The sequence below is a fragment of the Gemmatimonadaceae bacterium genome (assembly GCA_036273715.1).
Lineage (GTDB): Bacteria > Gemmatimonadota > Gemmatimonadetes > Gemmatimonadales > Gemmatimonadaceae > JADGGM01.
Genome location: DASUHB010000050.1, coordinates 56,075 through 67,758, shown reverse-complemented (window position 1 = coordinate 67,758; position 11,684 = coordinate 56,075). Strand labels below are relative to the sequence as shown.

The window sequence follows — 11,684 nt, the reverse complement described above, 5'->3', positions numbered from 1 at the left end:
CGGGGCTCGGCAAACCTACCCGTTTGGACAGGTCCGTGGAAGTGCAGACACTATCAAACTGACTATTTGATGGTTACTCTGGATCCCTCGAACCGCTCGACCGAAAACGGACTCAGGTCCAAGCTCGGCGTCTCGCCCGAGGCCAGGGCCGCGACGCACTCTCCAGTCAACGGTCCGAGGAGAATTCCGTTCCGCGAGTGGCCGCAGGCGTAGAGGAGTGTCGGATAGTCCGGGTCGCGACCCAGGATCGGGAGCAGGTCCGGGGTTACCGGACGGAGCCCGCTCCACCGCTCGAGCGGTCGCGCGTCACCCAATGTCGGCGACACTCGCTTTGCTACGTCGGTGAGCGTGCGCATTCCCTCCGGCGTCGTCCCGGTCGAAAACCCCACGTGTTCCATGGTCGACCCAACCACCGACAGCGAGCTCGACCTCGGCACCACGTAGCCATGGCCTGCGTACGTCACGTGGCGAACGGGAGTTGCGCCAAACGACATCATCTGGCCGCGGACCGGCTCGATCGGAATGCTTCGAGGGAGGCCGTCCACCCCCGGCGACCAAGCGCCGGCAGCGAGCACCAGCTTGGATGCAATCATCGTCCGGCCGGAGGCGAGCTCGACCCACGGGCGCTCGTTCTCGAGGTCGATTGACGTGACGCGATCGTGGATCACCGTGACGCTCGAGGTGGCTTCGACCATCTCGCGGAGAACGCGCAAGAGCGCGACATTGTCCACGGCGCCGTCGCCCGGATACAGGATAGCGCCGACAGCAGTGCCGATTGCTGGTTCGAGCGAGTGCAGCTCCTCGGACGTCAGCCACTGTCCGCCCAACGACGCGAGGGTGCTCCGCTTGCCGTGGGCTTGTTGTTCGTCGAACATCAGCTCGAGGATGCCTTCGCGGTTCAGCGAAACGAGGGTGCCTGTAACTTCAGCCAGCGCTTCGAGGTAACTCGGATACAGGTCGCGCGCGGCGAGTGCGAATGCATGCGCGGGACCTTCGGCGCGCTCGACACTCGGCGCCAGCATGCCGGCGGCGGCGCGCGACGCTTCGCCGGCGTTGTGATCGGCGACGATGGAAACGTCGGCGCCACGGGCCGCGAGTGCGGCGCCGGTGGCGAGGCCAACCAGGCCGCCGCCGATGATGATTACGTCGCCCCCCCGCAGCAGGGCGGGGTGGCCTTCAGTTGGATACGTCATGTTATTCGACTAGAGAACGCCGAACCTTGAAACCCCGTTGTGGCGCGGGTCGTAATGTGCGCAGAGACCGAGCCATCGGTCGAACTCGTGGAGATTCCGATCATGCTGCGAACCATCTTTTCCATCGGCGCATTGGCGATTCTCGGGCTGATCGCGCTCAAGTTTGTTTTCGGCTTTTTCGGCGGCCTGGTTGGGATCTTGTTCTTTCTGTTGATCCTGGCGCTCAAGATCGCGATCGTCGGCGCGCTGATCTATCTGGTCGTGCGCATCGTCAGTCCGGAAACGGCGCGCCGGCTGCGCGAAAAGTTCAACGGCTGATCGCCGTTAGTCTTTAGGCCGGCCGGCGCGCATCGCGCGCTGCGCCGGCCGTACGCCGTCAGACTGTCTCGCGGCGCTCCAAGCCCTCCACGACGCCCCACACCAACATCGGCACCATGAGCTCGTGGTGCCCGGTGATTTCGAAGCCCTGTCCGCCCTCGAGCGTTGGGCGCTGCACCACGTTCACGCGCGGCCGATAGTGGCGCGCCATGTCGAGATCGCAAGTCGTGAAGTTCGTTGGGCGGCCGCGATCGAGATTGCGCGCAATCGTGAGCGCCTTGAGGAACACTTCGGGCATCACCACGGCGCTGCCGATGTTGAGCACGACCCCGCCGTCGTGTACGGCCGACACGGATGCTGCCAACCGCCGAAAGTCGCGGTGGCTGGTGTCGCCGATGGCGGCGCCGCTGGCAGCCGGATGCTGATGGATGATTTCGGCCCCGATGGCGGCGTGCACTGTGAGCGGCACGCCCAGACTGTGCGCGCCCAGCAGCACGGACAATTCCGGGTGGGCGAGGGCGGGCTCGCCGGCCAGCGCACGTCCGAGCGCTTCTCCCATGCCCCAGCCGTGCTCCATGCCTAACGCAAAGGCGTCGTTCATGCCGCGGCCGGTTTCATCGGCCATGCCGAACGTGCCGTCGCGGAGCCCGGCGGCCACATCTTCCGACGTTCCTCCCCAGCGCGCGATCTCGTAATCATGGATGGCGGCCGATCCGTTCATCGCCAGGTGCGTGATGACGTGACGGCGCATGAGGTCGAGCAGCAGCGGCGCGAGCCCGGTCTTTATCACGTGGCCGCCGATCATTACGATCACGCCGCGGCGCCCAGTGGCCGCGACGATGGCATCGATCACGCGACGAAAGTCGCGCGCGACGAGTACATCCGGCAGCGATTGGAGAAACGTCGCGAATGAACGCTCCACGCCGGCGCCTGAACGGGGCGGCGCCGCGAACTCCTCGGCGCGCACTTTGTTGGGCCGGCGTGCGATCGGAACGGTGCGGACGGCCGACAAGTCGGCCTCACGCTTCACCGGTCCTCCGCGGTCTCCGTGATCGGCGGCTGGTACGATTGCAGGTACAGATCGAGGGTTCTCAACACGGGCACTTTGGCTTTCATCTGCACAACAATGTGCCGCGGATCGTCGCTCAGCCAGATCTGGGCTTCGCCGCCCTCGGAGAACAATCCCTGCGACTTGATGATCGGTTGGATGACGATTGCGTCGAAGGTGCCGGCCGGTACCGTGACGCGCTCCTTCCGCAGCACCTTCACGATCACCGGGTTCTTCTCGGGGCGGAAATAGCGGTTGAACGTGTACGTCTTTCCAACCTCGAGCGGCAGCGTACGCACAAAGTAAAGGAACGACCCGTCATCCAACGGATTCGGAACGCTCGGCATCACCGGATAGCCCTGTTGCTGCATCTGGGACTTTTCGGGCCAGATCTGGTAGCTCCGCTGCTTTTCGTAATTCACTTCGTGAATTTTCTGGACGAATCGGCGCGACGAGAGAGTCGCGGTATCGAACCAGCTTTCGAGCACGTCGTGCACCTTGAACATCAGGAAGCCGCCATCGACGGTGAACAGCGAGTGATAGGTCGGATGTCCGTCCACGGTGTCGATGCCGACGATGTGCATGTCGCCGCTGCCGACTTTTGCTCCGCCAACGGCCACCGAGTACGTCAATTTTTCGCCGACGCCGAATGGACGCGGTGTGGAGTCGCTGCGCGCCGCGGATGGCGCCGGTTGCGTCGCGGCGGGCGACGTCGGCTGCGCCGCCGCCGCCGCGGCGATCAAGGCGCAAGCGCCGAGTGCCGCACCGATCGTCGCGGTGCGGCGCGGGAGTCGCACGGCCCGCATTGTCATGTCGACGGGCTCGTCGCGCGACGGCGCCGACTTGCCCAACCGAAGCGGTAGAGGTCCAACGCCGCCGCGAGCGGCCGAACGCGCGACGCGCGTGGTCGCAGATCGTATCGCGCATCCAGCGTGACGGTTTCCACGCGACGCGCCAGGCGGGTCGTCTTGACTAACAGTTCGACGTTGGCCGCCCAACCGCTCCACTGCACGATCGGCGCATCCCCGGCGTCGCGAATGACATCGCGCAGGACCGAGATGCGGAACAGACGAAACGTGCCGAATGGATCGGTGACTCCGGCCACCTTGAGGAACGGCCGAACGACCCACGGCGCGAGGAGCCGCAGGCGGCGCACTGCCACGGGGACGCGCGGCGATGGCGGCTGCTCCGCGATGACCACATCGGCTCCGCCCTCGAAGCGCTTGATCAGCTCCGGCAGGTGCTCCGGTTGGTCGGTGAAGTCGCCTTGCATGAAGATGGCGGCGTCACGGCGTGGATACCGCGTCCGCTTGGCGGCCGTGCGGGCTAACGTGTCGAGCGCACTCGCGTAGCCGCGACACTGATCATTCCGAAGGATCGTGAGCGGCAACACGTCGGCATACGGTTTGAGCGTGTCGGCGGTGGCGTCGGTGCTGCCATCGTCGAGCACGATCAATTCGTATTCGCGCGGATGCTCCTCCAGCACCTTGCGGATGCGCCAGAGCAGCAAGCCAATGGTGGGCGCTTCGTCGAACGCCGGGATGCAGATGTAGAGCATGGTCTGTATGAATCATACCGCGAAGCAGCCCGTGCGGTTCCCATTCGCACGGCCATTCGGCATCGGAGCACGAGGGCGACGGCGCAAGATGCCCCGGCTTCTTAGGAAATGCAAAGGACGGCGAGTGTGTTCCGCATCACGCTGGCACTCTCGGGCGCGGAGTGCCGCCGTGCAGGTGGACCGGCCGAATTGCCCGCGTGCCAGTAAGTCGTCACACAAGGACGGCCCCGCGGCCCGCGCCGTGCGAACAGGTGTATGACATACACGAGATCCATCGGAGGGTGAAGATGATTCTCGGCAACGTTCGGGCTTCGCTCACGCGCGATGACGCGCAACTGGCGCTCCGGCTGATTGGCCAATCTTCGCGCGCCGCGCTCGAGGAAGCGGAAGATGCCTTACGGGAGCACGGTGTCGACGCGCTCCTGGACGATCCGCGGCTGCTCGCGGCGTTGTTGGAGGGTCCGTCGCGGTTAGGCATGCGCGCGTCGTGGCCGCTCTTCTGTTACGTGATCGTCCGGCAGGCGCTGCGGCGCGCCGGCGAAGGCGACCGCGCGCTCGCCGACTACGTGGCGGCCATCGTGCTCCATTTCGGCGCCCGGAGCCGGGCGACGCGCATCGACGAACACGACGACCAGGAATACGACACGCTCGCCGCGCTACTCGATGATGTGAACGACGGCGATGTGCGCCGCAGTTTTCTCGTTAGGCAGCATCTCGGCAACTACGCGCTGTGGCTGAGCGGACTCTTTCCGGACCGCATCGAGCAGCGCCGCTGGCGGCGGGGCGGCCCCGACCTCGAGTACTACGAGGAGCTGGGACGGCGCGGCTTCCAGCTGGCCGCGGACCATCGCCTGGCGCACGAGCATGGGCTGGACGTGTTGTTCCGCGAAGCGGCGGCTCGATTTGCGGTCATCCGCGTGGCGCTCAACGAGATGAGCGACAGCGTGTTCTTCCCCACGCTGCACACGCCCGAACGGCTGATGCGCCAGGTGAAGGATGAATTTCGCTGGCGGCATGTGAGCTGAGGACGTGCACGCGATCCGGACCCCGCCGAACAGTTAGGCGTCTGGCGGAAAACTCGCGCGGCGGGAATCCGGTCTGGACGCGGCTGCTCGGCGCACGAACTCCGTAAACAGGTTCGCATCCGGTGCGGGCTCCGGACCGATGACCAATTCCTCCGGATGCCACTGCACGGCGACCGCCCACCAGCCGTCAGACCCGCGCCACTCCAGGCCTTCGATGATCCCGTCCGGCGCCCATGCCGTCGCGCGCAGTCCCTCGGCGACCCGGTCCGCTGCCTGATGGTGGAACGAGTTCACGCGCAGCCGGGTAGAGCCAAGCGTACAGGCAAGCGCTGATCCGGCTTCGATGTCAACTTCGTGCACGCGCGCTGTTCGTGGGCCGGACGGGTCGTGATTCAGCGAGCCGGGGCGTTGACTCGGGATGTCCTGCACGAGCGAGCCGCCGAGCGCGACATTGAGCAATTGCAGGCCACGGCAAATGGCAAATGTTGGGCACAGGTTAAGCCGTGCGGCCTCGACCAGAGCGATCTCGGTGGCATCGCGCTCGGGATTCGTGTCTTCGACCGTGGCGTCGCGCGCCGAGCCGTAACGATCCGGATCGATGTCTTCGCCGCCCGTGAGCACGAGTCCGTCGCAGACGTCAATGACTGCAGCGGCGTGGGCGATGCTGGCGAGCGGCGGCACGACCAATGGCACCGCTCCTGCTCGCTCGATGGCGTCGACGTACGCCGCGTTGAGCCGAACGCGTCGTCGGTGATCATCGGTGCGCGCGGTAGCCGAGATCGCGATGCGCGCCATTCCAGCGGGGACGGCGATGGCGGCGATGATGGAGGCGGCCGGATCGGATCGTGACATGCGTGAGGATATAGAAGATGCGATATGGGTTGCGCGCGCGACCAAGCGATTCGTATCGTAACTGGACAGCCAGCATCTTCGCGAGGGTGCCGTATGCCAACGTACGAATATCAATGCCGCGCGTGCCGATCGACGTTCTCGGTGCGCGAGTCGATTTCGCAGCATGGCCACGCCGACGTCACGTGTCCCAAGTGCCGATCGCAGGACGTGGAGCTGCGGATGAGCGAGTTCTACGCCAAGACGCCACGCAAATCGTGATGGCGGACTTTTCCGTTGGGCGTCGAGGACGGACGCCATGTTCGAGAATATGAGACAAGCCTGGCGCGACGCGATGAGCCGCGCGTCCTCTCCTGGGGAAGGGCGCGCGGTTCTTGCGATGATGCGCGAAGCATTGGTGGAAGCGAAGGTCGGCGTTTCGGAGGTCCGCGCGGCGATCGGGATGACGCGTGCGCAGCTCGAGCACGAGCAGACCGAGTTGGAGACGGCGCGGCGTCGAGGGAAGATGGCGGCGGACATCCACGATGCGGAGACGGTGCGTCTCGCTGAGCGCTATGCGACCAAGCACCAGGACCGGATCGCGATGCTGGAGCGAAAGCTCCAAGCGCAGACATCCGAATTGGCGTTGGCGGAGCAGGAGTTGGCGGAGATGACGGAGCAGTTTCACTCGATGGCGTCGGGTGCGGGGCTGCCTGGCGTGGGCGGCCCGTCGCCATCGTCGGCGAGCAGTTCTCCTTCGGAATCCGCGGATGCTTCGTTGGACGCGGACCTCGCCGGACTGCGACGGGCGGCCGACCGGTCGGCGCGCGAGGCGGACGCGGAGCGGCGGCTCGAGGAGCTGAAGCGCCGCATGGGCCGCTGAGCCCGGGCGCCGGGCGCCGCATGCCGATCTGCCGTGTTGCGTTAGGCGTCGGCGCGGTGGCGGCGGCCATGGGGGCTTGGGGCCGGCCGGCAGCGGCCCAGGTCGCGGGACGGGAAGTGGCGTGTGCGGGCCAGCGCATCTCGGAAATCGAGGTCCAGACGCGGCCGCCGTACTATCCGCGCAACGGCAAGTGGTGGACGACGCCGCTCGGCATCCTCTCCTCGATCCATGCCAACACGAAGCCGCAGGTGGTGCAGCGATTCATCCTGCTGCAGCCGGGCATGTCGTGCAACGCCGCCGAGATCGCCGAGTCCGAACGCATTCTGCGCGCGCAGCCCTTCATCGCGCAGGCGCACATCGGCACCTACGACGACGGCGCGGGCGGCGTGATTCTGCTGGCCGAGACCACCGATGAATTCACGCCGATCCTTGCGTTAGGCACCGCGAGCCACAGCCCCTGGATCACGTCGCTCCGCGTGGGCGAAGGCAATTTTTTGGGCGGCGGCCGATCCGTCCAGGTCGAGTGGGCCGAGGGACAGTTCCGCGACACCTACGGCGTCCGATACACGGATTACCAGTTCTGGGGACATCCGTGGCACTTCAACGTCGCCGCCGAACGCTTCGATCTCGGCCAGAGCAACCTGTTGATGGACCTGAGCCACCCGTTCATCACGGACCTGCAGCGCATCGCGTGGCGCGTGATCGGCGAAGATCGGAGCGACGTGTTCGGATTCGATCGCAGCGATCTCGACCCCGTGCCGGTGGCGATCGATCGGAAATTCGGCGATGTCGGCGGCGTGGTGCGCATCGGCGGTGGCCGGAAATTGAGTCTGTTGGGCTTTTCGGTTTCGCACGAAGTGGACAACATCGGGTTGCCGCCGGTGCCCGAGTCGACGGTGAATTACGACACCCTGCTCGCGCGGTATCCGATGCGGCGCAACACGCGCATCAACGTGCTCTGGGGATTGCGGAGTCTCAGCTTCCTGCCGGTGCAGCATTTCGACGCGCTCGAGGCCACCCAGGACGTCCGCGTCGGCTTTCAGTTAGGCAATTTGCTCGGCCGCGGCGTGCGGATTCTCGATGGCCGCGATGACGACTTGTTCCTGGCGAGCGGAGTGTACGTCGGCTTGGGCACGCCCACGACATTTGGCTATATGACGGCGACGGCGGAAGGCCGGCAAGATTATCGCAGCCACGGGTGGGATGGCCTTCTGGCCAGCGCGCGGCTCATGGCGTACCACCGCATCACGGCGAACCACACGCTCGTAGGCACCATCGACTGGGGCAGCGGGTGGGACCAGCGCGTGCCGTTCCAGCTTTCGTTAGGCGAAGTGGACGGCGGCGTGCGCGGGTACCTGAATTCTCAGGACGCCGGGGCGCGGCGCGGCGTGGCGCGGATCGAGGACCGGTGGTTCATGGGCCGCGTGCGCGACCAGGCTGCCATCGGCCTCGCGTTCTTCGCCGATGCGGGGCGCGTATGGGCCGGCGACGCGCCGTTCGGCGTCACGACGCCGCTCAAAACCGGCGTCGGCGTCGGCATTCTCGGCGCGTTTCCGCCGGGATCGCAGCAGACGTGGCGGTTGGATCTGGCGCTGCCGGTGAACCACGACGCGCACGCCAAGTGGGAGGTGCGGCTCAGCGTGCTCAACGCGAGCCACCTGTTCGCGCACGAGCCGCGCGACATCCGGTTCAGCCGTGAGCTCGTTGCGCCGTCGAGCGTATTCACGTGGCCGTGACGCCGGCGCGGCGTCGTTAGGCAGCCGGCGACGCGAGCATCACCCGCTCCGGCGGGCTGGTGCCCCCGGCCGCCTGCTGCTCGGCCCACGATACGGCGGTCGGTGGCTGCTTGATGCACGCGGCGAAGTGGCCCGGCGCTTTTTCTTCCAGCGGCGGCACGAGGCGGGTGCACGCCTCGTCTTTGCGCGGATGCGGACAGCGCGGATGAAACGGACAGCCGGTGGGCGGATTGGCCGGCGATGGTACGTCGCCGCTGAGAATGATCCGCTGGCGCTCGCGCGTGGGGTCCGGCACCGGAACAGCCGAGAGCAGCGCCTGCGTGTACGGCATGATCGGCTCGCGATAGAGCGCGACGGCGTCCGCCAGCTCCACGATGTGTCCCAAGTACATCACCGCGACGCGATCGGAAATGTGCTCCACCACCGAGAGATCGTGCGCGATGAACAGGTAGGCGAGGCGGTGCTGGCGCTGCAGATCCTCGAGCAGGTTGATCACCTGTGCCTGCACCGAGACATCGAGGGCGCTCACGGGCTCATCGCAGACGATGAAGCGCGGCTCGACGGCGAGCGCGCGCGCGATGCCGATGCGCTGGCGTTGACCACCTGAGAATTCGTGCGGGTAGCGCGAGGCGACGTCCGCGCGCAGGCCGACTTCGTCGAGCAATTCGTGGACGCGCGCGTTGGCCGCCTGACCTTCGGCCAGCTTGTGAATCGTCAGGCCTTCGCGGACGATCGCCCCCACGGTCATGCGCGGGTTGAGCGACGAGAACGGGTCCTGGAAGATGATCTGCATCTGACGGCGGAGCCGCCGCAGCGCTGCTGCGCCGAGCGCGCGCACATCCACGCCGTCGAATCGAATGTCGCCCGCGGTGGGTTCGATGAGGCGCAGGATCGAGCGGCCGGCGGTGGTCTTGCCGCACCCCGACTCGCCGACCAGCGCGAGGGTCTCACCGGGGAAGACGTCGAGTGAAATGCCGTCCACTGCCCGTACGGCGCCGACGTGCCGCCGGAACACGCCCCTGGTGATGGGGAAGTGTTTGACGAGATCGCGTACGGTGAGCAAGGGCGCCGGCGACCGCGCGTCCTGATCGGGTCGCACCGTTTCTGCGTTAGGCGCCGTCACGGCTGCGACGCCGCTCCGCCGGCTGGGGCGCCGGCTGCGTGACGGCGGTTCGGTTCGTCAGCCAGGTGGCACCTTGAGACGTGGGTCGCGCCGATCTGGTACAGCGGCGGCGGCTCGACACGGCAGCGCTCCCACGCGTACGCGCAGCGATCGTGAAACCGGCATCCAGCCGGCCAGTCGGTCGGCGACGGCACGGTGCCGGGAATCACGGTTAGGCGTTCACGGCGCTCGCCCATTCGCGGCATCGCGCTCAACAACCCCTCGGTGTATGGGTGGTGCGCTGCCGCAAACAAGGTTCGCACCGGCGCCTCTTCCACGATCTGACCGGCATACATCACGAGGACGCGCGACGCGGACTCGGCGATCACGCCGAGGTCGTGTGTGATGAGCAGGATCGACATGCCGACCCGCGACTGTAACTCGGCGAGCAGCTCGAGAATCTGCGCCTGGATCGTCACGTCGAGCGCCGTCGTCGGTTCATCGGCGATGAGCAGCGCTGGGTGCATCATGAGCGCCATCGCGATCATCGCGCGCTGGCGCAACCCGCCCGACAACTGGTGCGGGTACTCGCGCGCGCGCTCGGCCGGTGCGGGAACTCCTACTTGCTGCAGCATGTCGACGGCGCGGTCCCAGGCCTCGCGTCGCGATACGTTGGCGTGCACGCGCGCGACCTCGGCGATCTGGTCGCCTACCGTGAACACCGGGTTGAGCGACGTCATCGGCTCCTGGAAGATCATCGAAATGCGATTGCCGCGAATGGCGCGAATCGCGCGATCGTCGAGGGACAGCAGGTCGCGTCCCTCGAACTCGATGCGGCTTCCGGGCTCGATGCGGCCGGGGCGCTCGATGAGCCGGAGTATCGAGAGCGACGTCACAGACTTGCCGCAGCCTGATTCGCCGACGAGGCCAACGGTCTCGTGCGGCATCACGTCGAACGACACACCGTCCACGGCGCGGGCCACGATGTGCGCACCGGTGTGAAACCAGGTGGACAGATCGCGCACGGACAGCAGGGGCGCCGGGGCGGGGCTCGTCATCACCCGTCAACCTGACGCGGGTCCAGCGCGTCGCGCAAGCCGTCGCCGAGCAGATTGAATGCCATCACGGTAATCACGATGGCCAATCCCGGAAACGTCGAGATCCACCACAACGATGCGATTTCGTCGGCGCCGTCGAGAATCATGTTGCCCCAGCTCGCCGATGGCGGGCGCACGCCGACACCGAGGTACGAGAGTCCCGCCTCGACGATCAACACGTTGGCGATGCCGAGCGTGATCGAGACGATGACCGGCGACATGACGTTGGGCAGAATGTGGCGCCAGAGGATCTCGCGGTCGCTCGCGCCCAACGCGCGCGCGGCGACGACCATGTCGCGTTCGCGGAGAGAGAGCACCTGCGCGCGCACGACGCGGCTGACCCCGAACCAGCCCGTGAGGCCTAACAGAAGGATGAGCACGGGAAGCGGCACCGGCGCCCACAACGCCAGCACGGCGATGAGCAGCAGAATGCGCGGCACGGAAAGCGCGGCGTCGATGAGCCGCATCATGATGGTGTCGACGCGGCCGCCAAGGTAGCCGGCGATGGCGCCGTAAGCGGTGCCGACCGACGCCGAAACGACAATGGCGAGCAGCGCGACGCTCAACGAAACGCGCGCTCCGTACAATGCCCGACTGAACACATCGCGGCTCGCGAAGTCGGTGCCGAAAGGATGCGCGAGAGAGGGCGGCAGATCCTTGAGGCGCACGATGTCGGGCTGCGCGATCGGCGAATACGGCGCGAGCCACGGCGCCAGCACGGCGACCACGAGCAGCGCGACGATCACGCAGAGCGCGGCGAACGCGGCGCGGTTGTCGCACAACCGTGTGACCGCGATGCGCCAGGGCGAGCCGCTCTCGCCGTCTCCAGCGCGTGCGACGGCGCCGCACACGAGCGTCGTGAGCACCGCGGCCGCGATCCAGACGAGCGTGTGCAC

The 11,684-nt window shown here is 66.6% G+C and carries 13 protein-coding genes; 5 read left to right on the top strand and 8 right to left on the bottom strand.

Features of this window, described 5'->3' with window-relative positions:
- Nucleotides 1–62 precede the first annotated feature (62 nt).
- Nucleotides 63–1,193 carry an FAD-dependent oxidoreductase gene (locus VFW04_11180; protein HEX5179887.1) on the bottom strand — a complete coding sequence of 377 codons (1,131 nt, stop codon included), beginning with the start codon at nt 1,191–1,193 and terminating at the stop codon, nt 63–65.
- 102 nt (nt 1,194–1,295) lie between these two features.
- Here VFW04_11180 and VFW04_11175 point away from each other — a divergent pair, with 102 nt between their 5' ends.
- The gene (locus tag VFW04_11175; protein ID HEX5179886.1) at nt 1,296–1,511 is read left to right on the top strand and encodes a hypothetical protein; all 216 of its coding nucleotides are present in this window, start codon (nt 1,296–1,298) and stop codon (nt 1,509–1,511) included.
- Between the two features lie 58 nt (nt 1,512–1,569).
- Here the strand turns inward: VFW04_11175 and VFW04_11170 are convergent, their stop codons facing one another.
- The 3 genes from VFW04_11170 to VFW04_11160 are packed head-to-tail and all read right to left on the bottom strand — an operon-like array spanning nt 1,570 to nt 4,117.
- Complete coding sequence (locus tag VFW04_11170) at nt 1,570–2,541, bottom strand: hypothetical protein (protein ID HEX5179885.1); 972 nt, start codon at nt 2,539–2,541, stop codon at nt 1,570–1,572.
- The gene (locus VFW04_11165; protein HEX5179884.1) at nt 2,538–3,371 is read right to left on the bottom strand and encodes a DUF3108 domain-containing protein; all 834 of its coding nucleotides are present in this window, start codon (nt 3,369–3,371) and stop codon (nt 2,538–2,540) included. The genes VFW04_11170 and VFW04_11165 overlap by 4 nt, the downstream gene beginning before the upstream one ends.
- Nucleotides 3,368–4,117 (bottom strand): glycosyltransferase family 2 protein, encoded by a 750-nt coding sequence (locus tag VFW04_11160; GenBank protein HEX5179883.1) that lies wholly within the window; start codon nt 4,115–4,117, stop codon nt 3,368–3,370. Before VFW04_11160 ends, VFW04_11165 begins: the two co-directional genes overlap by 4 nt.
- A 281-nt stretch (nt 4,118–4,398) precedes the next feature.
- Between VFW04_11160 and VFW04_11155 the strand changes: the two genes are divergently transcribed.
- Nucleotides 4,399–5,142: a hypothetical protein gene (locus tag VFW04_11155; protein HEX5179882.1), complete on the top strand. Its 744-nt coding sequence runs from the start codon at nt 4,399–4,401 to the stop codon at nt 5,140–5,142.
- A gap of 33 nt (nt 5,143–5,175) precedes the next feature.
- Here VFW04_11155 and VFW04_11150 read toward each other — a convergent pair whose 3' ends face one another.
- Entirely contained in the window at nt 5,176–6,039 is an 864-nt protein-coding gene (locus tag VFW04_11150) for a gamma-glutamyl-gamma-aminobutyrate hydrolase family protein (GenBank protein HEX5179881.1), read from the bottom strand.
- A 48-nt stretch (nt 6,040–6,087) separates the two neighbouring features.
- Here VFW04_11150 and VFW04_11145 point away from each other — a divergent pair, with 48 nt between their 5' ends.
- The 3 genes from VFW04_11145 (at nt 6,088) to VFW04_11135 (ending at nt 8,589) form a co-directional block, all read left to right on the top strand.
- Entirely contained in the window at nt 6,088–6,252 is a 165-nt protein-coding gene (locus VFW04_11145) for a zinc ribbon domain-containing protein (protein HEX5179880.1), read from the top strand.
- Between the two features lie 118 nt (nt 6,253–6,370).
- Nucleotides 6,371–6,853 carry a hypothetical protein gene (locus tag VFW04_11140; GenBank protein HEX5179879.1) on the top strand — a complete coding sequence of 161 codons (483 nt, stop codon included), beginning with the start codon at nt 6,371–6,373 and terminating at the stop codon, nt 6,851–6,853.
- 20 nt (nt 6,854–6,873) lie between these two features.
- The gene (locus VFW04_11135) at nt 6,874–8,589 is read left to right on the top strand and encodes a hypothetical protein (protein ID HEX5179878.1); all 1,716 of its coding nucleotides are present in this window, start codon (nt 6,874–6,876) and stop codon (nt 8,587–8,589) included.
- A gap of 16 nt (nt 8,590–8,605) precedes the next feature.
- Here the strand turns inward: VFW04_11135 and VFW04_11130 are convergent, their stop codons facing one another.
- From VFW04_11130 to VFW04_11120, 3 genes are read right to left on the bottom strand one after another with little or no spacing between them, the layout of a single operon-like run.
- A complete protein-coding gene (locus VFW04_11130) occupies nt 8,606–9,712 on the bottom strand; it encodes an ABC transporter ATP-binding protein (GenBank protein ID HEX5179877.1) in 1,107 nt (368 codons plus the stop codon).
- Nucleotides 9,709–10,749: an ABC transporter ATP-binding protein gene (locus VFW04_11125; protein HEX5179876.1), complete on the bottom strand. Its 1,041-nt coding sequence runs from the start codon at nt 10,747–10,749 to the stop codon at nt 9,709–9,711. The genes VFW04_11130 and VFW04_11125 overlap by 4 nt, the downstream gene beginning before the upstream one ends.
- On the bottom strand, nt 10,749–11,684 hold the full coding sequence (locus VFW04_11120) for an ABC transporter permease (GenBank protein ID HEX5179875.1): 936 nt from the start codon (nt 11,682–11,684) through the stop codon (nt 10,749–10,751). Before VFW04_11120 ends, VFW04_11125 begins: the two co-directional genes overlap by 1 nt.

Excerpts from the sequence above, each read along its gene's own strand:
- VFW04_11165 (HEX5179884.1), bottom strand. The coding sequence starts at position 3,371 with ATGACAATGCGGGCCGTGCGACTCCCGCGCCGCACCGCGACGATCGGT.
- VFW04_11145 (HEX5179880.1), top strand. The coding sequence starts at position 6,088 with ATGCCAACGTACGAATATCAATGCCGCGCGTGCCGATCGACGTTCTCG.
- VFW04_11135 (HEX5179878.1), top strand. The coding sequence starts at position 6,874 with ATGCCGATCTGCCGTGTTGCGTTAGGCGTCGGCGCGGTGGCGGCGGCC.
- VFW04_11140 (HEX5179879.1), top strand. The coding sequence starts at position 6,371 with ATGATGCGCGAAGCATTGGTGGAAGCGAAGGTCGGCGTTTCGGAGGTC.
- VFW04_11175 (HEX5179886.1), top strand. The coding sequence starts at position 1,296 with ATGCTGCGAACCATCTTTTCCATCGGCGCATTGGCGATTCTCGGGCTG.
- VFW04_11180 (HEX5179887.1), bottom strand. The coding sequence starts at position 1,193 with ATGACGTATCCAACTGAAGGCCACCCCGCCCTGCTGCGGGGGGGCGAC.
- VFW04_11125 (HEX5179876.1), bottom strand. The coding sequence starts at position 10,749 with ATGACGAGCCCCGCCCCGGCGCCCCTGCTGTCCGTGCGCGATCTGTCC.
- VFW04_11160 (HEX5179883.1), bottom strand. The coding sequence starts at position 4,117 with ATGCTCTACATCTGCATCCCGGCGTTCGACGAAGCGCCCACCATTGGC.